Below are 24,800 nucleotides of genomic sequence, written 5' to 3' on the forward strand. Positions count from 1 at the left end.
TTATTTATACTCTGCAATTACTTCTTCAATCACATCTTCGATTGTAGGTTGAGTTGCCACAATGACATTTTTTGTTATTCCGTTTAATGCGCTAGATGTTGTGGTTCCAATACAAAAACAAGTTTCATTCTTAATTTTATTTTCCTTTAAGTAACTCTCGATACCAGAAGGGCTAAAGAATAATATGGCATCAACAGCGGTTTTAATTTTCTCTGGTGTCAATGTAGTTTCATATACCTGAATTTCATTAAACTTTATTTTGGCTTCTTTCAAAGCTTTTGGCAACGTTTCTCTTCTTAAGTTTCCACTAAAGAAAGTATAACTTTCACTGGCATAAATCAATGTAATGATTTCGGCTAAATCTTCAGCATATCCTGTGTAAGCAATTACATTAAATCCGCTTTCAGAAAGCATAATTTTAGTTTTCAATCCCACGCAAAACACATTCTTGGATTTTAAATCTTGCGATTTTGGATCTAATAGAAAGCTTTGAACCGCGTTTTGACTAGTGAAAATTAAATTATTATTGATTTCATTTAATTGAAAAGGCTGACTTTTAGTTTGAATAAAATCAACTTCAATAACATTGCAATTAGCATTTACTAAAAGCTGCTTTTGTTCCTTTGAAAGTGTCTTTGTAGATAATATCTGTATCATTTTTAACGTCTAATTTGGTATTCTTCTTGTCCTAAGCAATATGTTTCTATGTCTTTATTATATCCGTAAACCACTAAAATGTCGTTCTCTAATAGTATAGTATTTGGCGTAGGCCGACCAATACTTTCTTTTATAACTGACTTTTTTCCAATTAAATTTTTCTTTTCACGCTTGCGAATTATAGTGATTAGCGTTAAACGATATTTATCAATTGTATCTAATTCAGCTAATGTTTTACCATAAAATTCAGGCTTAGCTTTTACTTCAGAAATAGTATAATTATCATCTAATTGATAATTTTCTAAAGTAGATTTGAAATTAATTTGTTTCGTTAATCGATCCGCTGATTCTTGCTCAGGATGAACTATGCTATAAATTCCCATAGCTTCTAAAACCGTATCATGTATAGGAGATAAAGCTCTACTTATTATTTTAACATCGCTTAATTTCTTTATAATTGCGGTGGTAATTATTGCTGCGCCTTCATTTTCTCCGATGGCAACGACCACTTTGTCAGCATCTTTTAGTGGCAAAGCCTCGTAAGACAATTCATTTGTAGAATCCATTGCAATTGCAAGTGAAATTTTATCTTTTACTAAGTTAACTTTTTCGATATTTTTATCAACACCTATAACTTCATTTCCTGTTTCGGTAAGACTTATCGCTAACGACATACCAAAATTTCCTAAACCAAATACGATTATTTTCATTGTGTAAGTTTAGTTGATTAATATATTTTCTCGCGGATATTCATAAAACTGATGGTTTAATCTACGTAACAATCCCACCATTAAGTTAAGCATTCCTATACGACCGATAAACATAGTCAAAATAATTACATATTTACTCGGCTCTGACAGTGATGGGGTGTAATTTATACTTGATCCAACGGTACTGTAAGCCGAAAAACATTCAAACACTACTGTTAATATTGGCGTTCCTTCAGGCTCAAAAATTAAAACAGCCATAATAGAAACACCAATGGTAATTAATGATATGGATAATATAGCAAAAGCTCTTGATGTAGAATCTGCTGATATTCTTCTACCAAACAATTGTATTCTGCTTTTTCCTCTTGCCACCGCAACAATATTTAAAGTTGCTAGTGCAAAAGTACTCGTTTTTATTCCACCTGCAGTTGAAGCTGGTGATCCACCTATCCACATCAAAAAAATAATAAACAATAATGATGGAACTCCCATTTCTGCATAGTCAGTTGCGCTAAATCCAGCAGTTCTAGGGGAAACTGCGTTAAAAGTCGCTGCTGTTATTTTTCCAAATACGGTATCATGCTGCAGTAAAGTATTATTATATTCTGAAATGTAAAGAAATATCGAGCCTCCTACTAATAAAAATAAAGTGGTATATAGTACAATTTTAGTGTTTAAAGTAATAATCCTTACTTTCTTGTGAAGAATTTTTTCAACGAACAACTCAAAAAAGAAGATTTTTATATATTGAAAAAAATTGAAAACTATATTATGACCTAAACCACCAAGAATGATCATCACCATAAGAATCCATTGTAAATAATAATTAAAACGCACCGTTTCATTTAAAATCCCTCCTGGGAGAATTGAAAATCCAGCATTACAAAATGCGGATACAGAGTGGAATATTGAAAAATAAAATTTATGCTCGATAATAGGATTATCAACAATAGAAAAATAAATAAATAATGCTCCAGCTAACTCTACTGCTAACGTAAAAATGACCACGTTTAAAGCAGCTCTAAAAACATCTCTTAAACCGTCATTAGCGATAAAATCTCTTGTATTTAAACCTTCCTTAAACGAAGAACTGCCTCTAAAGAAAAACGCAAAAAATGATGTGAAAGTTAAAATTCCAATTCCGCCTAACTGAATTAAAACTATAATGATGGATTGACCAACAATAGTAAAATCTACAGCGGTATCCACGACAGTTAAACCAGTCACACAAACGGCGCTAGTAGATGTAAAAAGTGCATTTGTAAACGTTATAGAACCTGTAGTGGCACTAGGCAACATTAATAAAAAGGCTCCAATCAAAACTAAAATCATAAAACTACCTACAAATACAATAGCTGGATTAAAGTAAATATCATAGATATGACGTACAAAAACCATTAATCGTAATAGGAAATAAAAAATTAAACCACCTTCTATAACTGGTTTAATTTTTTGTAATAGATAATAAGAAGGCAAAGTATTATTAATGAACCCAATTATAGCTGAGGTTACTAAAAGAATAGATAGAATAATCATATTGATTAGAACTACTCTTTTATTACTTTTGAAAGTATAATTATAATATTTAAAAGAATTAAAGGCTAGTAATCCAATGGAAAGTAGAATTAATCCAATAATATGAGGTGAGTTATAATTATCCTGTAAGTCATATCCAAAATCAAAAACTATAAATAGTAAAACTATAATATCAATAAAACGATAGAGATAATTAAGAATTGATTCTTTCTTCATATCGATCTAAAATTATTTTTTCAAATCTTGACGAATTCTTTCCATCAATTTAACTCCTCCATTCTCTAAAATCTCTTGAGCTGCTTTAAATCCTAATTTTTTCCAATCACCTAATGGAATTATTTTATTGATCTCTAATTTTTCTTTACCATCAATGGAGAATAAAACCCCTTTAAAAAGAATTTCATCTTCTTGAAATAATGCTAAAGCACCTATTGGCGCGGTACAACCGCCCTCTAAGGTTTTTAAAAATTGTCTTTCAATATGTGTGCAAACTTCTGTCTCTATATCATTTAATTCAGATACAGCATCTCTACAAAACGGATCATTTGCCATAGCGACAATAACCATTGCTCCCTGCGCTGGTGCTGGAACCATCCAATCTAAATTGATATAGTTAGAAGGTTTTAAGTTGATTCTTTCTAATCCCGCTGCCGCAAAAACAGCTCCACTCCAAGTGCTATCCTGCAATTTTTGCATTCTAGTGTTTACATTTCCACGCAAATCGACCACATTATGACTAGGATATTTATTGAGCCATTGTGCTTGTCTACGCAAACTACCTGTTGCAATAACTCCTGAACCTGCAAGGAAATCTAGATTACCCTTATGAACTAAAATATCTAGTGTGTTTGCTCGTTCTAAAACCGCTGCTTGTACAATTCCTATAGGTAGAGCGGTAGGAACATCTTTCATAGAATGAACCGCAATATCAACTTGGCCATTTATCATGGCAATATCTAATGTTTTTGTAAAAATTCCGGTGATTCCTAATTCATAAAGTGGTTTATCCAGAATTATATCTCCTTGTGATTTTACAGCAGTAATTTCAGTTTTATAACCTAAATCGTTTAACTTTTTTTCTACTGTGTGCGCTTGCCAAAGTGCAAGTTCGCTGTCACGAGTTCCAATGCGTATAATTTTTTCTGCCATTATTATTTTTTAAACTTATTGCACTTTTTAGCAATCAGGAAATTAATTTTTAATGCTATTTCAACATTATTTAACGAGCTAAATAATTTAAGAAATAATATTAAATAGATCTTTTGGAATTAAATTAGTAAATAAGTGGAAATTCCTAAATTTCAATTGGCTAAAGTACAGTATGTGTTCTTATGTCTGAAATAAAAAGCATAAAGTTTTTGTATGAAATAAGATTTGTAGTGAATTGAATCAAAACTATATTTATCGCACCATTGCTTCAATTTTAAAAACTTTTTCGATCCATTCAATACTTTCATCAACCATTGTATTTTCATCTTTAAGATGGTTTGCAAAATGGGTTGTTATTTTCTGAATGATTCTATTACTAATAATTTCCGCTTGTTCTTCGTTGAAATTTAAAATTTTTCTACTTTGAAAATCAAGCTCTGACATTTTAATGTCGTTTAGTTTTGCTTTTAAAGCATTAATAGTGGGTGCAAATTTTCGGCCTTTTGTCCAAGCTCCAAATTCTTGTTGTATATCTTGAATGATGGCCTCTGCTGCGGGGATTTGTCTTTTTCTTTTTTCTAACGTTTCATCCGTCATTTGAGACAAGTAGTCCATGTGTATAAGAGTTACTCCTTCTATTTCAGTCACATTTTCATTAACGTTTTTTGGAACTGATAAATCTAAAATCAACAAAGGCTTTTTTAGATTAAGAATCGCTTTATCAACCGTAGGATTTTGCGCTCCTGTAGCTACTACTAAGACATCAGCATTTTGTAACTCTAATTGCAAATCAGCATAATCTTTAACAACTAAATTTAATTTTTCAGCCAGTTTTTCTGCTTTGTCTTTAGTTCTATTGATCAAAGTGATTTGCTCATGCTTAGTATGCTTAACTAAATTTTCACAAGTATTTCGACCTATTTTTCCAGTACCAAAAAGTAAAATATTTTTATTACCTATATCAGCAACGTTCTTAATTATATATTGAACTGATGCAAATGAAACAGAAGTTGCACCTGAAGAAATGTCCGTATCTGTTTTTATTTTCTTACTCGCTTGGATTACCGAGTTCACTAAACGATCCATAAAAGTATTAATCAAACCATTTGATTTACTTAAATTGAATGCATTTTTAATTTGGCTAATGATTTCAAAGTCACCTAGTATCTGACTATCTAATCCAGTTCCTACGTGAAACATGTGATTGATAGCTTCCTGATTTTTGTAAATATAGGCTACTTCTTGAAATTCTTCTACAGAACCTTTACTATTCTCACAGAGTAATTTGATTAATTGATAAGGGTGATTAGCAAAACCATAAATTTCAGTTCTATTACAAGTTGATGTAACAATTAATGATTCTATTCCTTCGGCTTCGGCTTGTATCAATAAAATAGATTGTGCTTTGGCGTCTAAACTAAATTTTCCTCTAATAGTTGCGTCTGCTTTTTTGTAACTTAGTCCTAAAGCATAAAAGCTGCTGTTCTTAGACATATTGAATTTTTCCATATTATACTTTCCTTAAAAAAGTTCTACAAAATTATTACTATCTATTCTAATAAAACAACGCTGTAAGTGCTTTTTGTATCGCTGACCGATATTTTGATTAGAATGGTTATTTTTTATGCAAGTGTTATCAAAATATATGGCAAAGCCATGGTTAAACTACTGCTTTATATAGATTTATTCTAAATAAAGTTGGTTAAATTATAATTCATGTATAATTAAAAACATCGCTTGAAGTTCTAGTAGGTAATCTTTCAAGTTCAAATTATATTTATTTAAGCCTTCTATTTGAAAATGTCAAAAGCGCTATATCTATTATATTTACATACTAATAATAGCACAAATAAATTTTATAGCATAACTAAATTTAAAAATAATAGTTTTTAATATAGACTAACTATTTGATTAAAAAATAAATGGAGGTTGATACTAAAGATAAGAGGTATGAAAAAGAAACGTTTATTAGATATCCCTAAATACTTAATTTATACATTCTATTACTGAAGCCCTCTAATTTTTTGTGTGTTAAAAGTCAATATCCTTCCTATTGTCATTTCATAACTTTACTTTACTTGTTCTTATAGCAAAAAGACCAATTCTGCCTTTTCTAAACTTTTACAAAAGCTAACAATCATTAAAGATTTTATAAATTTGTATATAGTATCAGTGATAACGATTAAAATGAATTAATTTTGAATAAATTAGTCGATTATTTTAAATGACAAACAATTCAAATTGCTGCATTAAGAAATTATAAAAAATGAAGGAAGAAATAAAAATTGACGATGATTTTATTTTAATTCGCTTTCAAAACAATACTGATACAGTTATTGAATTTAAGCGTCCTGTACAATTAGGCTTGATACAGTTTCATTTTGGGTTAAAAGGTAGTGCAAATTACATTTTTAATCAAGGTAACTACATCATGAACCTTCAAGAAGAAAAGGCATTGTTGTTTTATAACACCGAGAAGGAATTGCCTTTACATGTTAAAATTGCCCCTAAGTCATGGTTAATATCCATTTTTGTATCGGTTAGGAAATTTCACGGATTATTTACTAACGACGCTGAATATATTCCGTTTTTGAGTAAGGAAAACAAAGACAAAAAATATTATAACGAAAGTGATATAAGTCCATCGATGGCTATTGTCTTAAACCAAATGTTTCATTACAACTTAAATCCCTCGATAAAAAATCTTTATTACAAAGGAAAAGGTTATGAATTATTAAGTTTGTTTTTTAATAGGAATGATGATCCTAATGCAGAACAATGTCCATTTTTAGTAGATGAAGAAAATGTCTTAAAAATTAAAAAAGCCAAAGAAATCATTATTGCTAATATGGCTGAGCCGCCAGGATTACAGGAATTAGCAGATGAAATAGGATTGAATTTAAAGAAACTTAAAATGGGTTTCAAACAAATATATGGAGATACAGTTTACGGATTTCTATTTGATTATAAAATGGATGTTGCTCGAAAGTTACTCGATAGCGGATCTTACAATGTAAACGAAGTGGGATTAAAAATAGGGTATAGTACAGGAAGTCATTTTATTGCGGCTTTCAAAAAGAAATTTGCAACGACGCCAAAAAAATATTTAATGGCAATAAATTCTAGTATGCCATAAATCATTGTTTTTGCATATTAGACAATAAATAAAAAATAGTTAATCCCAATGTACAGAAAGTAACTTTAAGTACTTTTGCAAAACGAAAAATAAGATAACATGAAAGGTGTATTATTAGTTAATTTAGGTTCTCCAGAAAGTCCAACAGCCAAGGACGTTAAGCCATATTTAGATGAATTTTTAATGGACAAATATGTAATTGACGTTCCATTTTTATTACGTGCTTTACTTGTTCGTGGAATAATCCTTCAAACTCGACCAAAAAAATCAGCTGCTGCTTACGCAAAAATATGGTGGGATGAAGGTTCGCCTCTTGTAGTGATTTCTAAAAGAATGCATGAGAAAGTTCAGAAACTTGTTGATGTTCCGGTCTCCTTAGCGATGCGTTATGGAAATCCGTCTTTATTATCAGGACTTCAAGAATTGCATGATAGAGGTGTGAATGAAGTATTACTATTTCCTTTATATCCGCAGCATGCTATGGCTTCTACAACAACCATTTTAGAACTAGCCGAAGAACACCGTAAAAAGTATTTCCCAGAGATGAAATTTACAATTGTTCCTGCTTTTTATAATAAACCTGATTATCTACAAAATCTTGCTGACTCGATCAAGGGTCACTTAAAAGGTTTTGATTATGACCATTTATTATTTTCATATCATGGTATTCCTGAGCGTCATATTCGTAAGACAGATATAACTAAATCACACTGTAAAATAGATGGTTCTTGTTGTAACACGCCTTCACCAGCGCATGAGTTTTGTTACCGTCACCAGTGTTACGAAACAACTAAACAAGTTGTTAAGTTACTAGGAATTCCAGAAGGAAAATATAGTCAAACTTTTCAATCGCGATTGGCGGGAGATAAATGGTTAACACCGTACACTGACGTGGAAGTAAATAAAATGCCAAAAAAAGGAATTAAAAATCTTGCCGTTGTAACACCTGCTTTTGTATCTGATTGTTTAGAAACATTAGAAGAAATTGCTATGGAAGCGGGTCACGAATTTAAAGAAAATGGTGGTGAAGAATTTTTAGCTATTCCATGTTTAAATGATGGTGATGAGTGGTGTGCTACCGTTGGTAACTGGATTACTAACTGGTCAAATGCTTCCTCGACTGTAAAAGTGGCTGCTGAAACTATAACTGCCTAAATGGCTGTTTCAGCTACTGAGTTAGGAACTCAGGATATTAAAAAACTCTTATTTAAACAAGCAGTTCCAGCTTCAATTGGTATCTTATTTATGTCGGTTAATATTTTAATCGATACTATTTTTGTAGGTCAGTGGATTGGTTCTTTAGCAATTGCCGCCGTAACAGTAGTTTTGCCCATTACCTTTTTAATTTCGTCTTTGGGAATGGCGATTGGTGTAGGCGGTGGATCAGTACTTTCTCGTGCACTAGGAAGCGGTGATAAAGAAAAAGCGTTAATTACTTTTGGTAACCAAATAATGATGACCGTTCTATTGGCATCTGTATTTGTAATACTGGGCTTGCTTTTTAGCGATGAGATGCTGATATTATTTGGAGCAAAAGGTGCTATAATGCAGCCAGCAAAGGAATTTTTCTTCCCTATAATTGTTAGTGTTCCTTTTCTTGCTTTGTGTATGATGGGAAACAATGTTATCCGTGCGGAAGGCAAACCTAAATTTGCTATGGCGGCGATGATTATCCCCGCCTTTTTTAATATTGGTTTAGATATCCTTTTTATTAAATATTTAAATTTAGGTATGTTCGGAGCTGCAATGGCAACGGCTATATCTTATTTTACTTGTTTTCTATTTGTACTTTGGTTTTTTGTTTTTAAAAGTGAATTAAAGCTTAAACTAAAACATTTTAAATTTCAATTCCCTATCGTTAAAGAAATTTCTGAGTTGAGTTTTGTCACTTTTTCAAGACAAGGTGTGGTGGCTATTTTATCGATTATTCTAAACCATACTTTATACACGTATGGAGGCGAACATTCAGTGGCTATTTATGGCATAATTAGTAGGATGCTTATGTTCGCATTGTTTCCCATTTTAGGAATAACACAAGGATTCTTACCTATTGCTGGTTATAATTACGGTGCCGAAAATTACGACAGAGTTAAAGAAACTGTTACACTTTCTATAAAATATGCAGCAATTTTAGCGACTCTTATTTTTATAATAATTTTGATCTTTGCCACACCTATTGCTGCAATTTTCACCACTGATCCGTTAATAATCGAGCAAACACCGCAAGCATTACGTTGGGTTTTTGCAGCTTCGCCTATTATTGCTATCCAACTTATAGGTGCGGCTTATTTTCAAGCTGCTGGAAAAGCTAAAAAAGCATTGTTATTAACATTAAGTAAACAAGGATTTTTCCTGATTCCACTGGTGTTAATACTACCAAATTTTTTAGGTATTTTTGGAGTCTGGATTGCATTTCCAATTGCTGATGTGCTTTCAACAATACTCACTGGTTATTTTCTGAAAAAAGAAATGACCACAAAACTGATTTAGTATAAAATGGAATATTACAATTACTTAAAATCACTTCACCTAATCTTTGTAATCACTTGGTTTGCAGGATTATTTTATATCGTCCGATTATTTGTTTATCAAATTGAAGCAGCAGACAAACCTTCCCCTGAAAAGGAAATTTTGCAGAAACAATATAAGATCATGACGTATCGCTTATGGTATATTATTACTTGGCCCTCTGCAGTTTTAGCAAGTATTTTTGCTTTTTGGATGTTGTTTTTCACAGATATGGGTCAAGCTTGGTTGCAAATGCCATGGATGCATGTTAAACTTGGTTTTGTACTTGCGCTGTATTTATATCATGGAAAATGCCAGCAAATTTTCAATCAATTACAAAATGATCAAGTAAATTATTCCACTAATTTTATGCGATTGTGGAATGAAGGTGCTACCATTATTCTGTTTGCAGTGGTTTTTTTAGTTATTTTAAAAAGTGCTGTAAACTGGATTTATGGTGTAGCAGGAATATTTGCGTTTTCAATTTTAATAATGCTTGGATTTAAGTTTTATAAAAGAATAAGGGAGAGAAGATAGTGGTCAGTGTCAAGTGATCAGTGGTCAGTATTTAGTGTTCAGTCAGCAGTATTCGGTATTCAGTTAGCAGCAAAATAAAAACATAATTATGAGATATCAAGATTTATTGGCGTATCAAAAAGGATTTTCGTTAGCGATGAAGATTTTTGAGTTAAGTAAATCTTTCCCAAGAGAGGAAAAATATTCTCTAACAGATAAAGTTAGAAGATCGTCCAGAAATGTCTGCGCCAATATTGCTAAAGCATACTGAAAAGAGATTATCCAAAACATTTTCATAGCAAACTAGCTGATAACGATGCTGAAAATTTAGACGCACATACCTGGCTAGAATTTTCATGTGCTTGTACCTATATTTCCGAAGAAACATTTACTTTTTTTAGTAAATAAAATGAAAAAGTAGGAAATATCATAAATTATATGGTTCTTAATCCAAATAAATTTAGTGTTAAAATAAATGATGATTAATTATCAAACAAATAACAATTTGAACGTTCACCACCAAACACTGATTACTAATTATCGAACACTGACCACTGACCACTGACCACTGACCACCGAGCACTAAAAAAAATGATCAACAGTTTCAAAATAGCGACACTTTCATTACGAATTAGGATTTTCCTTTCAATGATTGTATTGATATTAATGGCTTCAATTATTCTTGCTTCTATTTCGATTTTTCAATTTAAAAATGAGGCAAAAGAATATCATCAAGAACGACTTGAACGCAATGAAAATGCTATAAAGCAACACATAAATTATATTCTTGCAACTACAACTTATCCACTTACTTCTGAAAATTTAGATCTTATTTTTAAAGATAAAATTCATGAATTGGCCCACATTCACAACGTTGAAATCAATATTTATAATTTAAATGGAAAGCTATTAAAATCATCTAAAGAATCTTTTTCTGTTGATAAAGTTGCGCCACCTATTCCAAAATATATTTTAAAACTGGTAAGATCTTCTATTGAAAAGAGGTATGTAGATATTAAAACAATTGATGGTAAAAAGAATCGTTCGGCTTTTAGCCAAATAAAAGATGATAAATTTAAACCTTTAGGAATTTTGAATCTCCCTTATGTAGAAGATGATGGATATTATGAAAATGAATTAAAAAATTTTCTAATCAGGTTAGGGCAGGTGTATTCCTTTATGCTAATTGTTGCCTTTGCTCTAGCCTATTTTCTTTCTTCTTATATTACCAAGTCCTTAAAAACAATCTCTGACAAACTAAGGGAAACCAACATAAATCAAAAAAATGAAAAAATAGTTTTAGAAGCTAGTAGTAAAGAGATTAATTTATTGATCAATTCATATAATGGTATGGTCGATGAATTAGAAAAAAGTGCTAGTAAATTAGCTCAAAGCGAGCGTGAGGAAGCTTGGCGCGAAATGGCAAAACAAGTGGCGCACGAGATCAAAAATCCACTAACGCCAATGCGATTAACTGTTCAAAGTTTCCAGCGTAAATTTGATCCCAGCGATCCAGATGTAAAACAAAAAATGAACGACTATTCTGAAACTTTAATTCAACAAATTGATACAATGAGCGCCGTTGCATCTGCATTTTCTAATTTTGCTTCAATGCCAGCGCAGCAAAATGAAACTTTGAACGTAGTTGAAGTTGTAGAACTTGCAATGGATATATTTAATGAGGAATATATTGAATGTAAAAGTGAATTGCCAGAGATAATTTCGATCATTGATAGAACGCAACTCATCCGAATTATCACCAATCTAGCAAAAAATGCCATTCAATCCATTCCTGAACAACAGGAATATAAGTCAGTAGTAGTGCGAATAAGAAAAGAAAATAATAATGTGCTTATTACTGTTACTGATAACGGAATAGGAATTCAACGTACCGATACTGAACGAATCTTTGAACCAAAATTTACTACCAAAACTAGTGGTATGGGACTTGGACTGGGAATTATAAAAAACATCATCGAAAATTATAAAGGAACAATTACCTTTGAAACTAAACTAGGAGTGGGAACCACATTTACGGTTTCGCTTCCTATAATTAATACTTAATTTTATCAGTATGAAATACGAAAATATATTAATTTCAGTTGACAACAATATAGCTACCATCACTATAAATCGTCCAAGTAAGCTGAATGCTTTGAATGTTGCAACGATAAACGAACTTCATAAAGCCTTTAAAACACTAAATAAAAATAATGAAGTTCAAGTAATAATCCTTACTGGAAGTGGCGAAAAAGCGTTTGTTGCAGGCGCTGACATCTCTGAGTTTGCACATTTTTCAGTTAAAGAAGGAGCACAATTAGCCGCGGAAGGACAAGAAAAATTATTTGATTTTATCGAAAATCTCAAAACTCCTGTAATTGCAGCCGTAAACGGTTTTGCATTAGGAGGTGGATTAGAATTAGCGATGGCTTGTCATTTTAGAGTTGCTTCTGATAATGCTAAAATGGGAGTGCCAGAAGTCTCGCTCGGTGTCATTCCAGGTTATGGAGGAACACAGCGTTTACCTCAATTAGTTGGGAAAGGACGTGCCATGGAAATGATCATGACAGCAGGAATGATAACCGCAGATGATGCGCACAGAAGTGGACTTGTAAATCACATAGTACCACAAGCTGAACTTTTAGAGTTTTGTAATGGAATTGCTCAAAAAATTATTAAAAATTCTCCTTATGCAATTGGTAAGGCTATAAAAGCAGTAAATGCCAACTTTAAAGAAGGTAAAAACGGTTATCAAGCAGAGATAAAAGCTTTTGGAAATTGTTTTGGTACTGATGATTTTAAAGAGGGAACAACAGCATTTTTAGAAAAGAGGAAAGCCGTGTTTACTGGAAAATAATAGAATAAGAGAGCTTAAAGGGTTCTCTTTTTTTTAAAACAGTATGCATTAAAATAATCTTTAACTAAAAACTCAGAGTTAAAACAACAAATACTAATTTTGTAATCCTTTTTAGAAACAATCTTATTAAAAAATAAAATCATGTCCTACCAACCTATATTCGCTCAATTTTGGTCAAAAGTAAAAGAAAGCATAGAAAATAAAACGTATGCTAAACTAACTCTAGCCAAAACAATTGGCGATACTGATTTAAAAAACATTTATGTTCGTCCCGTTTTATTGGACAATGATGTTTTTGCGCTTTCCCTTACCGCAAAGTACAAAACCGAAGAAATAGAATCGACTCATACACTGGATGAAGCATTTATGGTATTAGCTCCCTATATGAATAATCCATTTTTAACGGCATTGTTATTTACCACCGAGAATGATATTACCTTTAAACTCAATAAAAAAAGGGTAGCAAGTATTGTAGAAAAGACTCCAACATTTAAAAACGCCTCAGATGTAATTTTAGAAATGAAGGAGAAAGGGATTTCAATTTAACGCTCTCTATTATTTAGCTAATAAATTTTCTTTAAATAATCGACCGCCTATTATTTTTTTTTGCTTGTTATCTCCAAAAGCAATTATAATTTTGATCTATGTCAGTAAAAATAAGCAAGGTTTTAGTTTAAATTTAAAGTTACAAATACTCTTTTTAAAATTATTTTTTTTTATTTTTTACTAATTATTGCTGGTACGGAAAAAAATTATAAATAAATATTTAAAATTAGTTGCGTTTGATTTTTTGTCAAACACTTTTTCATCCTTTTATTTACTTTTGAGATTATGATTCGTTTATGTATATTGACAATTCTGCTTTTTCTACCAATTCGCCTATTGGTTCAGCATAAAGCCCTTTACTTTTTAATATTGATTCTACTTTGTGAGCAGCCTCTTTTGTAACGGCAATTAATAGTCCTCCACTGGTTTGTGGATCACACAAGATAAATCGTTGTTTTTCATCTTCAATGTGAAGTTTGTCACCGTAACTTTCCCAGTTTCTTAGCGTTCCTCCAGGAACACATTTTTTATCAATATAGCTAAGAATTTCTTTAAAAACAGGAACTTTATTATAGTTAATAATGGCAGATACATTGCTTCCTTCACACACTTCAAGTAAATGTCCCATAAGTCCAAATCCAGTTACATCGGTTAAAGCTGTTATTTCTTTAATTTCTGAAAGTTCCAATCCCACATCATTTAAAATGACCATCGAATTAGAAGCAATATTTTTATGCTCGTTTTCCAAAAGGCCTTTTTTTTGTGCGGTAGATAAGATTCCAACACCTAGCGGTTTAGTTAAATAAATGATACTTCCTGGCTTTGCCCTATCATTGCGCTTTAGATTAGAGATCACAACCGACCCTGTAACAGCAAGTCCAAAAATAGGTTCTGGATTATCAATACTGTGACCACCCGCAAGTATTATTCCTGCATCAAAACAAGCCTGTCGGCCGCCTTCCATCACTTGGGCAGCAACTTCAGGAGCTAATTTATCAATGGGCCATCCTAATATTGCTATGGCCATGACTGGTTTTCCTCCCATTGCATACACATCGCTTAAAGCATTAGTTGCGGCAATCTGCCCAAAAGTGAAAGGGTCGTCAACTATAGGCAAGAAAAAATCAGTTGTACTTATAATTCCTATTCCATTACCAATATCATACACAGCAGCATCATCTCTGGTATCGTTGCCTACTAAAAGATGCTTGTCTTCAATCTTTGGGGCATTAGATTTTAGGATTGTTGTTAAAACTTTTGGCGATAATTTGCAACCGCAGCCTGCACCGTGGCTATAACTCGTTAATTTTATATCTTTATTCATTTTTTTAATTGACTAAGTTTATTAAAAAATCTGCTGTTTCTTCAGGAGTTACAGCCGGGATTTTAAATTCAAGAATTGTAGATTCCTGACGGGTTTGTAATCCTTTTAAATAGCTTTTATCATAATATTGAAGCGCGATCTCTACCACCTTGTAATAGTTTTTATTTTCAAGTGCTTCTAAAGCAAATTTGGCGTTGTCGTATCCAAGTCTTTTTGTAATTCGGGTAATGGCAATTGCTAATTTATCATGGTTTAGATTTGCGTACATGTGAACAAGGAGTTTTGCTCTTTCTTCACGCGGAACATCTAAAAAATATACAGTCCTATTTCTCATTGCATTATACAGTGCATCTGGAATTAATACCTGCCCAATTAATCTGCTTTCATCCTCAATCCATGTAGGTAAGTTGGGGTTTAAATTTCGAATGATTGAAAAAAGATTATTTTCAAATTGCTCCGTTGTTGGCTGAGGTGGAAGATCTATACCTCCAAAGGCAGAACCTCTATGATTAGCCAGTCCTTCTAAGTCTATAACTTGTTGCCCTCGCTCTTTTAAGAAATGTAATATTTCTGTCTTGCCAGTACCAGTATATCCACCTAAAACTTTAAGATTAACGGGTTGTTCAAAAAATTGTAACACATAATTTCTAAAAGCTTTGTATCCTTTTTCGATAACATAAATCTTTTCAAAACCATTTTCGATAAGATGATCTGCAAAAGCATTACTTCTCATTCCTCCGCGCCAACATTGTATTACCGCTTCTTTATTAGGAGCAATTACAACAGATTTGGTTATAAAATCATTTAGTTTGGGTTTTACAAATTCGTAACCAATTGTAAACGCCCTTTCTTTAGACTCTTTTTTATAAGCAGTTCCTACCACTGCTCGTTCATCATCAGAAAACAATTCAATATTAGTAGCATTTGGAATGTGGCCTTTGACAAATTCTCCTGGCGACCTCACATCTATAATTGGAATGTGTGCTAAATTTTGAAAGTAGAAATCTACAGCGATAATTTGTTTCATTACAGTGATTATTAATGTTTCAAAGATAATCTTATAATAAAAAAGAAACTTGAAAATTCAATGAAGTAGCGGTGCTAATTAGATGTTTTTATCGTAATTCGTCGGTTGGCATAAATAGGGGATTATTTCAAAATTTGAAAGTAGAAAATGATACTAATTTATTCATTATTTAAATAAGAATAGAACAATAATATAAAGTTTTCAATTATCATTTTGAAATGTATCGGAGACTTGTTTTTTGTTTTTACGTAACCAGTATTGTAAAACTTTTTTTGCGATTATGATGTCAAGCTAAAAGTCCGATAACTAAAAATAATTTTAATTCATGTTTACAATAATTAGATGTTTTTTTACTACAAGAAAAGTATTTTTAATTAAAAAAACCCTTTCAGAGTTTTGAACTCTAAAAGGGTTAAAAATTTTCTAAAAATAACTTCTAACAATACTCGTTGAAAGCGTCTTTCAAATTCTCTGCAATCATTTCAGCTGGGCGACCTTCAATATGATGACGCTCTAACATGTGTACTAATTCTCCGTTTTTGAACAAAGCCATAGCTGGCGATGAAGGAGGAAAAGGGAACATGTGTTGTCTTGCTGCATCAACTGCATCTTTATCAACACCGGCAAAAACGGTAATTAAATGATCCGGTTTTTTAGCACCTTCTAAACTCATTTTAGCTCCTGGACGTGCGTTTCTAGCTGCGCAACCACAAACAGAATTCACAATCACTAATGTTGTTCCTTCGGCTTTTATTGCATTATCAACGGCCTCAGCAGTATGTAAATCTTGAAAACCTGCTGACGTTAATTCTGCCTGCATTGGTTTTACCATTTCTTCTGGATACATATCGTTTTATTTTAAATATTAGTTTAATCTAGCAAAGTTACGAAGTTTAAAAAGAACTCTATAATTTGTATTATAAAGTTTTGTTATTGTTTCATTGTGATTTAATTATTCTTTTAAAAGAATTAAAAATCGATATTGTAAATGGAGTTTTAGGACATTTCATTATTACTTGTAGATCTTCCCAATATGATGTTTCTTCATCTAAAAACTTAAAAATTAAATCCGGATTTCCTTGCTTAAATAATGCAGAAAAGATGGGAGCACCTAATTCATTTTTACGATCTAAAACATCTAAAAGAAGCAGATCATAGAACCAGAATTTTGTTTTTTTATGAAATTTTTTGAAGTCGGTTTCTTTTTGCAAAAATGCCACTAATTCTGTTGATTTCTTGTCAGAGTTTTTAAATGTATATCCTGTGCTGGCTTTAGTCCATCCGCCAGATGTTCCAATATTTAATACCTTTTGAGTATTTTTTTCCCAAAAAGGAAAGCAAGTCATAGGTATGCTTCCTGATTCTTTGTCTACAATTTCGAAATCAGTAATCCCAAGTTTTTGAATGTATTTGGTAATTTCATTTTCATATTCCTCTTTTTGTAATAAATCAGCTGAGAACAATGTATATTCTAATAATGCTTCCGTTTTTGAAGTAGGTAAAACATACATAAAACGTGTATTACCCCTTTGCTCTACTGAAAAATCCATAAATGTAACTTGCTCTGGATTGAAAACCGCTTCTTTAGTTTTTATAAACCAACCTATAAAATGCTGTTGTAAAAGCGGATATTTATTTTGATTTTCTACTTCTGATTTTCTGTAAATGCTATTTAAAACTTTATCACAAGTAAAATTTTCTGATGGAGTTGCTACAAATACATGAATTTCTAACTCATTTATATCAGTTACTTTTTCGTTTAAAAAAGTTATATTAGTTTGTTTGGCAATTAATTCAAAAACCTGATTGTAAAAATCCAATCCTTTAACCATATTGTAATGGTAAGGTTTTAAAATTAAGTCTCTACTAAATTCAGCATTGGCAAATAAGGCTAAATCCCATTTTTTAGAAATGCTTTTTTCCCAAATAGAATCAGTTGTTTGCCAGAAGCACCAGGTTCTATCATTTTCTTTTTTTGTGTTTTCATCAATTAGCAAAATAGATTGATCGCTAAATGAACCAGATTGAATCATTTTGTAAACAGTCATCAATGCTGATAATCCTGAGCCGGTAAAAATGTAATTATAATGTTTCACATTACAAATATAAATTTTTGAAAATGATTATAATCAAAAAAACCACGCGAAAGCGTGGTTTAAAACAATTTATTCAAAAACAATTACTATTTGTGCATTAAAACCGTATCAACTACGTGGATTACTCCATTAGTAGCATCTAGATCTACTGCAGTTACTGTTGCCATTCCGCCTTTTTCATCAGTAATAACTACATCTTTTCCTTTTAGTGAAGCAGTAATTTTTCCGCCTTGGACTGTTGTCAAAACAGCTTTTCCTTTACCAGCTTTGATAGCGGCAACAACTGCTTTACTATCAATTTTACCAGCAACTACGTGATACGTTAAAATGCCTTGTAGCATTTTGATGTTTGCTGGCTCTAATAAACTTTCGACAGTTCCCTTCGGTAATTTATCAAAGGCCGCATTTGTAGGTGCAAAAACTGTAAATGGTCCTGCCCCTGATAATGTTTCTACTAAACCGGCAGCTTTTACCGCAGCCACAAGTGTGGTGTGATCTGGAGAACCCACTGCTACCTCTACTACGTTTTGTGCCGATGAATTGATTCCTGTAAATAACGCAATTGCTAAAATTGCAGACGATAAAATTTTCTTTGTTGTCATAATTATAATTTTTTTTATAAAAGTACGGGGTTTCGAAAACGATAGAGTTGCTCTTTGTAAAATTTTAACCGCTGTTTAGTTTGATTTTTATGTGTTTTAGTATTAATAATCAACTTATTATAGTTTAAGACTTAGCTCCTTTAGGTCTTATCAGGGTTTAAATATGTATAAATCAGTTATTGAAATTAAAAATTGTTTATCATAAACAACTAAAACACTAATCATTTCATAAATTTATTAACAATTGTTGATGAATATAAGAAAAATAATAACTATAAACTTTTAATTAAATCTAGCATCGATTATTTCAATTTGTCAATGATAACAAAGAATTTATTAGCTTTAAGCGCAGAGTGTTGTTGAAAAACAATAGCATTTTCTCTATCTAAAATTGCCAAACTGGGATAAACAACTTGGTTGTCAATGGTGGCTAATGCGGTTGCTAATTGATGAATGCCAATATTAGTTCCTGTAGGTTGAAATTTAAAAGTAGTATTGTTAAAAAAAATATCTGTTTTTGTTTCGGCATCAAATGAGATAAAGTAAAAATATTCATTTAGAGTTGCTATAATTTTAGGATCCTTAAATGTTGTGTTTTCCATTAATGTGCAATATGCACACCAATTAGTATGTGTAAATATAACAATAGGTTTAGGATTTACTTTTGATAGTTGCTCTACTTCTTCAAAAGTGTTTAATTTCAGTTGGGCAAAACCTGATGGCATTGCCCAAAGAATTAATAATAATATATAAACTGCTTTTTTCATTATTTAAGCGTGTAACGCAAACCTAAAAAAGTTCTAATACTTTGATTTGGTCCATAAACATAACTAGGATCAAATGATAGCGCATAAGGATTATCAGCAGTGGCCTGAACATTTCCGCTACCATCATATTTCACATTTTTGTCAAAAGGATCGTTTGCTCTTGCAATAATAAATAGATTTCCTTTATTGGGTGTCTAGTTTAATAGGTTTTTCACGCCAGCATAAATTTCGATTTTCTTGATTTTGTTAAACGTAAATTTGATGTTTTGAATGCTCCATGGTGAAGAATATTCATTTCTTGGATCTAAAGCACCTAATAACGGCAAACGCATAGGTCCGTATAAGTTTCCAGTGTAATCTAAATCTAAAAATAATTTATTAATGCGATAGGATATGGCCCATGTTCCTGAGAATTTTTCAGTCAGGATTTGATTTGTCTTAATATCTTTTTCTGTTTTCGACACATCCATATAAGTTGCTCCTACAATAAATTTTAAACCATTAGTGAAAACTAAGTCAACATTAGAACTGATTCCTTTAGTTACCGCATGACCATCTAAGTTTGTATAAATAATTTGATTTGGATTAGTATCGTAATCAGGGAGTATAGAATTGCTAAAACGAGTATACCAAGCGGTAGTTTCTATCGCAATTGAATTTCCGTTTTGAACATATATTTTCTTTAAAGGAGCGTTCTGGTTTTAATTCTTCTAAAACTATTACTTCACGTGATCCTGTTCGTCTAAAGTATTTTCTTCTTTTAAATCGAAATTCAAATAAACATCAGTGCTATCATTTACCGTAAATTTCCTGGTTTGTGATTTAAAATCAGTTTACGAAACCGTCATTTCATAGCTTTCCAGTGACACATTTGCAATAGAGTAATTCCCTTCTGAATCAGCTGTTGTTGCTTTTTTCAAAGTATGAACAACTACATTAGCTTGTGATAAGGGCATTCCACCAGCAGAAATAGTGCCTGTAATAGTTGTTTGACCATTCATAAAAGCACTGCATGACAAGGTAATAAGTAATATTATATTTTTCAAGATTTAATATTTAGAGTTGTATAATTTTTAAATTTAGACAAATCTAAAAACATATTTGATAAAACAAAAAAACATATTTATATTTGCGGTAAATTGGTAAAGATGGGTAAATCATTAAAAGAGGTTCATGAATGAGTTTTAACAGAAATAAAATTTTTTTAATCAAATATCATAAATCAAATGACTTATTCAGAAGAAAATTATCTCAAAACCATTTATCATCTTACAGTATTTTCAGAAAGTGCAGTCAGCACTAATGCGATCGCTGAAAAAATGGAAACTAAAGCATCATCAGTTACTGATATGCTTAAAAAACTAGCTGAAAAAGATCTGATCAATTATATAAAATATCAAGGCGTTTCTTTGACAGAAACGGGAAAATTAGCCGCTAAAATGATTGTTAGAAAACACCGTCTCTGGGAATGTTTTCTAGTAGAGAAACTCGATTTTTCGTGGGATGAGGTTCATGATATTGCCGAACAATTGGAGCATATAAAATCAGAGAAATTGATCAATAAACTAGATGATTTTCTAGGTAATCCCACCGAAGATCCACACGGTGATCCCATTCCTGATGCAAATGGAAGGATCATTAAAATTGAAAAGCGATTGCTATCTGAACTACAAAAAAATCAATCTGGAATTTGCGTAGGTGTAAAGGACACCTCTTCTGATTTTTTAAAATATTTAGACAAACAAGAAATTGCTTTAGGTTCGTTAATCGAAATTATTGAAAAGGAAAGTTTTGACAATTCCTTTAGAATTCAGGTTGGAGTTAAGGAAATTATGATTTCAAATAAAATAGCTAGTAATATTTATATCCAATAGTTATGTTTCAAAATATAGTAGATTATTTCACGAGTATTGATCCCATTTTAGCTGCTTTATATGCGAGTTTGTTTACTTGGTTTCTAACTGCTCTTGGTGCTTCATTTGTATTTCTATTTAAAACAATGAATAGAACGGCTCTTGACGGAATGCTCGGTTTTACTGGTGGCGTTATGGTTGCAGCCAGTTTTTGGAGTTTATTGGCTCCAGCCATAGAAATGACAGGCGGTGAAGGATTTGCTAAAGTTATGCCTGCTGCAATTGGTTTTTTTCTGGGCGCACTTTTCATTTTTGGGATTGATAAAGTATTGCCTCACATTCATATAAATTTTAAAGTGAGTGAAGGAATTAAATCGCCATGGCAACGTACCACGTTATTAGTGTCTGCAATTACACTTCACAATATTCCGGAAGGTTTAGCTGTTGGTGTACTTTTTGGTGGGGTAGCCGCTGGTGTGCCTGAGGCTTCAATAGCTGCCGCCGTTACTTTAGCTATTGGAATTGGCATTCAAAATTTTCCTGAAGGAATCGCTGTAGCCATGCCGCTAAGAAGAATGGGAATGAGTAGATGGAAAAGCTTTATGTACGGACAATCATCAGCAATTGTGGAACCTATTGCTGCTGTTTTAGGAGCTTTTGCAGTGACATTTTTTACGCCTATTTTACCTTATGCTCTGGCTTTTGCTGCAGGTGCTATGATCTTTGTGGTTGTAGAAGAAGTAATTCCAGAAACGCAACAAGACAAAAATACTGATATCGCTACCTTAGGATTTATTGGTGGTTTTATTATAATGATGATGCTCGATGTAGCCCTAGGTTAATGGCAACCACAGTCATCTGTGCCGCAGTCTTTGCCAGATTTTTTTCTTTTAAACAAGAATTTTTTTATAAGAAAGGCAAGTGCAATTCCAAGTAAAATATAAGCGATAACTTCTTGAATATCCATAGTGTAAAATTAAGAAAAGCAATTGGTACATATTGTTTTAAACAGTTAAAGTAATAACAAAATTTAGGATTATTTTTCTAATTAATAGCTGTTTTTTTGCTTTCGCAAAAGCCATTAAATTTTTCTTTAAATAATCTCAATTAAATATAATATTTGATTAGTAGCGGCTGTTAGAAATAGAAATGAGTATTTAAAAAGGAGTGGAATAAACACTTATTCCACTCCTTTTTTACTTAATTAATATTTAATAGTTTACTAATTACAATTTTGCTCCAATAGAGATAAAGAAAGTTCGTCCTTCGCCTGGCAGAATTCCTGGTCCAGGATATCCGCCTGCTCTTCGGGTTGCATAATCTTCATTTGTTAAATTATTTATACCAGATCTAATATTGTAATTCTTGAAAAATTTATATTCAGCTGACAAATCCATCACTTTGTAACCGTCTAATAATCCCGTTACACCATTTGCTGAAGGCGCAGTTGTGTTATTGGCGTCAGTAAAAATTTTACCAGATGTTTTATATTGTAATGTTGCTGAAAATTGTGTTTTACTCCAGCTGATTCCAAAATTATGAATGTACCGTGGTGCATTTTCAACACGATTGCTATTAAGATTGGTTTCTGTTATAACAGTGTTAGGTGCGGCTCCTGTCGCTGAACTAATTTTAAAATCAGTATATCTTGAATCAATAAAACTAGTGGTTGCAAAAACATCAATATTTCCAAAGGCATTATCCACACCAAAAAATTTAGTAACGTTCATATTGACAAAACCTTCTATTCCTTTATTTACCGTTTCTCCTAAGTTGGTTCTAAATAAAAATGTGCCTTGAGTAGGGTTGTTATTTACAAATTGTCTCACGCCACCTATTCTATTATTGTAACTCAAATAAAACACACTAAAATCGAAATTTAAGAACCCTTTTACCGTTCCTCTATATCCTAAATCAGCGTTGTATCCACTTGCATCTTTTAAATTAGGATCAACAACATCAGTAACTGCCGGTGGTGTGATATCAGAGAACAAAACTGGTCTAAATGCTTGTGTAATATTACCGTACATATTGGTTGAACCTAATTTATATTCCATCCCAAGACCAAATAGCGGTTTGTTGCGAGTAATTTTTTTATTTTGAAAAGGGATATCAGCGCCTGATCTTACGCCAAATCGCCCATCTCCAGATGAAGTAATATATTCATATCGAACACCAGGAACAACACTAAAATTTTCCGTTACTTTAAAGTTGTTTTCAGCAAAAAAAGCAACGTTTTCAGTATTAAAATACAAGTCTCTAGGATATCTTTCAAGAGTGGTTAAATCGAAATTAGAACCTGTTGTACCGCGACCTTCTTGTTGACGGCGTGTTTCAGCTTTATACATTCTAACTCCGAATGCTAAAGTATTTTGGCGTGTGCCAATCGCATAACTGTAAGTGTTTCTGTTTTCAATTCCAAAATTTTTGTAAAAATCTCTGTCAACTCTTCTGTTAGAATACTCATTAGTTGATGGATTTATAGCGTCTGATACGTTTGGTGTTCCAAGGAAGCCTACACTGTTACGCTCGCCTACTAAACCAAAAAGTTTTGTATTTGATTTTAAAGAATTAGAAATTTTTGTATCGAAATTTACTGAAAATAAGTTCCATGGTGCGCCAAACCAGTTTCTTTCTCTTGAGGACTGTCTTGAATTACCTCTGAACTGTTGATCAGTCAAGCCTCCAGCTTGCTGCATCGAGTAATCCATATTAGTATATTCGGCTGATAATTTTGTGTCTTCTGTAAAAGAATATTCTAAAAACAAATGTGAATTACGAACTTTGTACTTGCTATTTTCTCTCCAAGCGTCGCCGCTTCTAGAATGGTTATACGCATAATAAGAGAATTTATTAATTTTTCCTCCAATGGCATTATAGCTACTCATCAAATTATAACTTCCAACTGTGTTTTGAGTTTCAAAAGTGAATTTCCTTTTTTGTTCTCTTTTTAAAACATAGTTTAACATTCCTCCAAATTGCGGTCCAAATTGCAAAGATGCACCACCGCGAAGTAATTCGATATTTTCAACTGCTTCTAATGGTGGATTGTAATAGGCTTCTGGGTATCCAAAAACATCTGATGAAATGTCGTAACCATTTTGTCTTGTGTTTAATTCCCAGCTTCTATTAGGACTTAATCCTCGAACACCAATATTGATTTGGATTCCAGAGCCATCATTTTCCCAAACGTTGACGCCAGGAACTCTTGAAAAAACTTCACGTGCATTATTAGTTGTTAAATTGGCAGTTATAGCTGACAGCTTTAATACTTCATTCTTTTTCCCAACAAATAGTACGTTTCCTTTTACAGCGGGTTGTCTTTCAGGACTTTGTTTAAATGGAGTTATAATAACTGTCTCTAAATCAACAGAAGCTTGTTTAGAAGTATCAATGCTGTCAAAAACTGGTTTGTATTGTTGCTGCGCAAATGAAACGGACATTACTAAAAGTGAAGCTGCAATTATACTATTTCTCATCTTATGTTTAATTGGATTAATTCTGCGCAACAAAGGT

General features: G+C 32.1%; 26 protein-coding genes. 10 read left to right on the forward strand and 16 right to left on the reverse strand.

Annotated features, from left to right (window positions below):
* The 5 genes from RCH18_RS04940 to hemA form a co-directional block, all read right to left on the reverse strand.
* The gene (locus tag RCH18_RS04940) at positions 1-657 is read right to left on the reverse strand and encodes a uroporphyrinogen-III synthase (RefSeq protein WP_326935641.1); all 657 of its coding nucleotides are present in this window, start codon (positions 655-657) and stop codon (positions 1-3) included.
* A gap of 2 nt (positions 658-659) precedes the next feature.
* Complete coding sequence (locus RCH18_RS04945; RefSeq protein WP_326935642.1) at positions 660-1,367, reverse strand: potassium channel family protein; 708 nt, start codon at positions 1,365-1,367, stop codon at positions 660-662.
* Positions 1,368-1,376: 9 nt separating this feature from the next.
* Positions 1,377-3,119, reverse strand: coding sequence for a TrkH family potassium uptake protein (locus tag RCH18_RS04950; protein ID WP_326935643.1), 1,743 nt, complete (start codon positions 3,117-3,119; stop codon positions 1,377-1,379).
* 12 nt (positions 3,120-3,131) lie between these two features.
* Positions 3,132-4,052, reverse strand: a complete 921-nt coding sequence (gene hemC, locus RCH18_RS04955; protein ID WP_326935644.1) for a hydroxymethylbilane synthase — start codon at positions 4,050-4,052, stop codon at positions 3,132-3,134.
* Positions 4,053-4,304: 252 nt separating this feature from the next.
* A complete protein-coding gene (gene hemA, locus RCH18_RS04960; protein WP_326935645.1) occupies positions 4,305-5,561 on the reverse strand; it encodes a glutamyl-tRNA reductase in 1,257 nt (418 codons plus the stop codon).
* Positions 5,562-6,318: 757 nt separating this feature from the next.
* On the opposite strand from hemA, the gene RCH18_RS04965 reads away from it, so the two are divergent.
* From RCH18_RS04965 to RCH18_RS05000, 8 genes are all read left to right on the forward strand, one after another.
* Positions 6,319-7,188: a helix-turn-helix domain-containing protein gene (locus RCH18_RS04965; protein ID WP_326935646.1), complete on the forward strand. Its 870-nt coding sequence runs from the start codon at positions 6,319-6,321 to the stop codon at positions 7,186-7,188.
* A 99-nt stretch (positions 7,189-7,287) separates the two neighbouring features.
* The gene (gene hemH / locus RCH18_RS04970; RefSeq protein ID WP_326935647.1) at positions 7,288-8,343 is read left to right on the forward strand and encodes a ferrochelatase; all 1,056 of its coding nucleotides are present in this window, start codon (positions 7,288-7,290) and stop codon (positions 8,341-8,343) included.
* Positions 8,344-9,678: an MATE family efflux transporter gene (locus RCH18_RS04975; protein ID WP_326935648.1), complete on the forward strand. Its 1,335-nt coding sequence runs from the start codon at positions 8,344-8,346 to the stop codon at positions 9,676-9,678.
* A gap of 6 nt (positions 9,679-9,684) precedes the next feature.
* On the forward strand, positions 9,685-10,233 hold the full coding sequence (locus RCH18_RS04980; protein ID WP_326935649.1) for a CopD family protein: 549 nt from the start codon (positions 9,685-9,687) through the stop codon (positions 10,231-10,233).
* Between the two features lie 88 nt (positions 10,234-10,321).
* On the forward strand, positions 10,322-10,483 hold the full coding sequence (locus RCH18_RS04985; protein WP_326935650.1) for a four helix bundle protein: 162 nt from the start codon (positions 10,322-10,324) through the stop codon (positions 10,481-10,483).
* 320 nt (positions 10,484-10,803) lie between these two features.
* Positions 10,804-12,276, forward strand: coding sequence for a sensor histidine kinase (locus tag RCH18_RS04990; protein WP_442788146.1), 1,473 nt, complete (start codon positions 10,804-10,806; stop codon positions 12,274-12,276).
* 10 nt (positions 12,277-12,286) lie between these two features.
* Entirely contained in the window at positions 12,287-13,069 is a 783-nt protein-coding gene (locus RCH18_RS04995; RefSeq protein ID WP_326935651.1) for an enoyl-CoA hydratase/isomerase family protein, read from the forward strand.
* Between the two features lie 141 nt (positions 13,070-13,210).
* Entirely contained in the window at positions 13,211-13,615 is a 405-nt protein-coding gene (locus tag RCH18_RS05000) for a hypothetical protein (protein ID WP_326935652.1), read from the forward strand.
* A 283-nt stretch (positions 13,616-13,898) separates the two neighbouring features.
* On the opposite strand, the gene selD is transcribed toward RCH18_RS05000, so the two are convergent.
* From selD to RCH18_RS05045, 9 genes are all read right to left on the reverse strand, one after another.
* Positions 13,899-14,939, reverse strand: a complete 1,041-nt coding sequence (selD, locus tag RCH18_RS05005; protein WP_326935653.1) for a selenide, water dikinase SelD — start codon at positions 14,937-14,939, stop codon at positions 13,899-13,901.
* Between the two features lie 4 nt (positions 14,940-14,943).
* Positions 14,944-15,966, reverse strand: a complete 1,023-nt coding sequence (gene mnmH / locus RCH18_RS05010) for a tRNA 2-selenouridine(34) synthase MnmH (RefSeq protein ID WP_326935654.1) — start codon at positions 15,964-15,966, stop codon at positions 14,944-14,946.
* Positions 15,967-16,402: 436 nt separating this feature from the next.
* Positions 16,403-16,813: a BrxA/BrxB family bacilliredoxin gene (locus RCH18_RS05015; RefSeq protein ID WP_326935655.1), complete on the reverse strand. Its 411-nt coding sequence runs from the start codon at positions 16,811-16,813 to the stop codon at positions 16,403-16,405.
* Positions 16,814-16,904: 91 nt separating this feature from the next.
* Positions 16,905-18,062: a lycopene cyclase family protein gene (locus RCH18_RS05020; protein WP_326935656.1), complete on the reverse strand. Its 1,158-nt coding sequence runs from the start codon at positions 18,060-18,062 to the stop codon at positions 16,905-16,907.
* Between the two features lie 86 nt (positions 18,063-18,148).
* Positions 18,149-18,664, reverse strand: a complete 516-nt coding sequence (locus RCH18_RS05025; RefSeq protein WP_326935657.1) for a fasciclin domain-containing protein — start codon at positions 18,662-18,664, stop codon at positions 18,149-18,151.
* Between the two features lie 302 nt (positions 18,665-18,966).
* On the reverse strand, positions 18,967-19,431 hold the full coding sequence (locus RCH18_RS05030; RefSeq protein WP_326935658.1) for a thioredoxin family protein: 465 nt from the start codon (positions 19,429-19,431) through the stop codon (positions 18,967-18,969).
* On the reverse strand, positions 19,431-19,565 hold the full coding sequence (locus RCH18_RS05035; protein ID WP_326935659.1) for a hypothetical protein: 135 nt from the start codon (positions 19,563-19,565) through the stop codon (positions 19,431-19,433). Before RCH18_RS05035 ends, RCH18_RS05030 begins: the two co-directional genes overlap by 1 nt.
* A gap of 60 nt (positions 19,566-19,625) precedes the next feature.
* Positions 19,626-20,108 carry a TonB-dependent receptor domain-containing protein gene (locus RCH18_RS05040; protein ID WP_326935713.1) on the reverse strand — a complete coding sequence of 161 codons (483 nt, stop codon included), beginning with the start codon at positions 20,106-20,108 and terminating at the stop codon, positions 19,626-19,628.
* Positions 20,109-20,264: 156 nt separating this feature from the next.
* The gene (locus RCH18_RS05045; RefSeq protein WP_326935660.1) at positions 20,265-20,477 is read right to left on the reverse strand and encodes a carboxypeptidase-like regulatory domain-containing protein; all 213 of its coding nucleotides are present in this window, start codon (positions 20,475-20,477) and stop codon (positions 20,265-20,267) included.
* A gap of 180 nt (positions 20,478-20,657) precedes the next feature.
* Here RCH18_RS05045 and RCH18_RS05050 point away from each other — a divergent pair, with 180 nt between their 5' ends.
* Together RCH18_RS05050 and RCH18_RS05055 are read left to right on the forward strand one after the other, a co-directional pair.
* Complete coding sequence (locus RCH18_RS05050) at positions 20,658-21,305, forward strand: metal-dependent transcriptional regulator (protein WP_326935661.1); 648 nt, start codon at positions 20,658-20,660, stop codon at positions 21,303-21,305.
* 2 nt (positions 21,306-21,307) lie between these two features.
* Positions 21,308-22,126, forward strand: coding sequence for a ZIP family metal transporter (locus RCH18_RS05055; RefSeq protein ID WP_326935662.1), 819 nt, complete (start codon positions 21,308-21,310; stop codon positions 22,124-22,126).
* On the opposite strand, the gene RCH18_RS05060 is transcribed toward RCH18_RS05055, so the two are convergent.
* Together RCH18_RS05060 and RCH18_RS05065 are read right to left on the reverse strand one after the other, a co-directional pair.
* Positions 22,123-22,251: a FeoB-associated Cys-rich membrane protein gene (locus RCH18_RS05060; protein WP_326935663.1), complete on the reverse strand. Its 129-nt coding sequence runs from the start codon at positions 22,249-22,251 to the stop codon at positions 22,123-22,125. The two genes, RCH18_RS05055 and RCH18_RS05060, sit on opposite strands and share 4 nt — an antisense overlap.
* 259 nt (positions 22,252-22,510) lie before the next feature.
* On the reverse strand, positions 22,511-24,763 hold the full coding sequence (locus RCH18_RS05065) for a TonB-dependent receptor family protein (RefSeq protein ID WP_326935664.1): 2,253 nt from the start codon (positions 24,761-24,763) through the stop codon (positions 22,511-22,513).
* Positions 24,764-24,800 lie beyond the last annotated feature (37 nt).

This window comes from Flavobacterium sp. PL11 (assembly GCF_035985025.1).
GTDB lineage: Bacteria > Bacteroidota > Bacteroidia > Flavobacteriales > Flavobacteriaceae > Flavobacterium.

Coding starts and splice junctions, on each gene's coding strand:
- RCH18_RS04940 (WP_326935641.1), bottom strand. CDS start 657: ATGATACAGATATTATCTACAAAGACACTTTCAAAGGAACAAAAGCAG.
- RCH18_RS04945 (WP_326935642.1), bottom strand. CDS start 1,367: ATGAAAATAATCGTATTTGGTTTAGGAAATTTTGGTATGTCGTTAGCG.
- RCH18_RS04950 (WP_326935643.1), bottom strand. CDS start 3,119: ATGAAGAAAGAATCAATTCTTAATTATCTCTATCGTTTTATTGATATT.
- hemC (WP_326935644.1), bottom strand. CDS start 4,052: ATGGCAGAAAAAATTATACGCATTGGAACTCGTGACAGCGAACTTGCA.
- hemA (WP_326935645.1), bottom strand. CDS start 5,561: ATGGAAAAATTCAATATGTCTAAGAACAGCAGCTTTTATGCTTTAGGA.
- RCH18_RS04965 (WP_326935646.1), top strand. CDS start 6,319: ATGAAGGAAGAAATAAAAATTGACGATGATTTTATTTTAATTCGCTTT.
- hemH (WP_326935647.1), top strand. CDS start 7,288: ATGAAAGGTGTATTATTAGTTAATTTAGGTTCTCCAGAAAGTCCAACA.
- RCH18_RS04975 (WP_326935648.1), top strand. CDS start 8,344: ATGGCTGTTTCAGCTACTGAGTTAGGAACTCAGGATATTAAAAAACTC.
- RCH18_RS04980 (WP_326935649.1), top strand. CDS start 9,685: ATGGAATATTACAATTACTTAAAATCACTTCACCTAATCTTTGTAATC.
- RCH18_RS04985 (WP_326935650.1), top strand. CDS start 10,322: ATGAGATATCAAGATTTATTGGCGTATCAAAAAGGATTTTCGTTAGCG.
- RCH18_RS04990 (WP_442788146.1), top strand. CDS start 10,804: ATGATCAACAGTTTCAAAATAGCGACACTTTCATTACGAATTAGGATT.
- RCH18_RS04995 (WP_326935651.1), top strand. CDS start 12,287: ATGAAATACGAAAATATATTAATTTCAGTTGACAACAATATAGCTACC.
- RCH18_RS05000 (WP_326935652.1), top strand. CDS start 13,211: ATGTCCTACCAACCTATATTCGCTCAATTTTGGTCAAAAGTAAAAGAA.
- selD (WP_326935653.1), bottom strand. CDS start 14,939: ATGAATAAAGATATAAAATTAACGAGTTATAGCCACGGTGCAGGCTGC.
- mnmH (WP_326935654.1), bottom strand. CDS start 15,966: ATGAAACAAATTATCGCTGTAGATTTCTACTTTCAAAATTTAGCACAC.
- RCH18_RS05015 (WP_326935655.1), bottom strand. CDS start 16,813: ATGTATCCAGAAGAAATGGTAAAACCAATGCAGGCAGAATTAACGTCA.
- RCH18_RS05025 (WP_326935657.1), bottom strand. CDS start 18,664: ATGACAACAAAGAAAATTTTATCGTCTGCAATTTTAGCAATTGCGTTA.
- RCH18_RS05030 (WP_326935658.1), bottom strand. CDS start 19,431: ATGAAAAAAGCAGTTTATATATTATTATTAATTCTTTGGGCAATGCCA.
- RCH18_RS05050 (WP_326935661.1), top strand. CDS start 20,658: ATGACTTATTCAGAAGAAAATTATCTCAAAACCATTTATCATCTTACA.
- RCH18_RS05055 (WP_326935662.1), top strand. CDS start 21,308: ATGTTTCAAAATATAGTAGATTATTTCACGAGTATTGATCCCATTTTA.
- RCH18_RS05060 (WP_326935663.1), bottom strand. CDS start 22,251: ATGGATATTCAAGAAGTTATCGCTTATATTTTACTTGGAATTGCACTT.
- RCH18_RS05065 (WP_326935664.1), bottom strand. CDS start 24,763: ATGAGAAATAGTATAATTGCAGCTTCACTTTTAGTAATGTCCGTTTCA.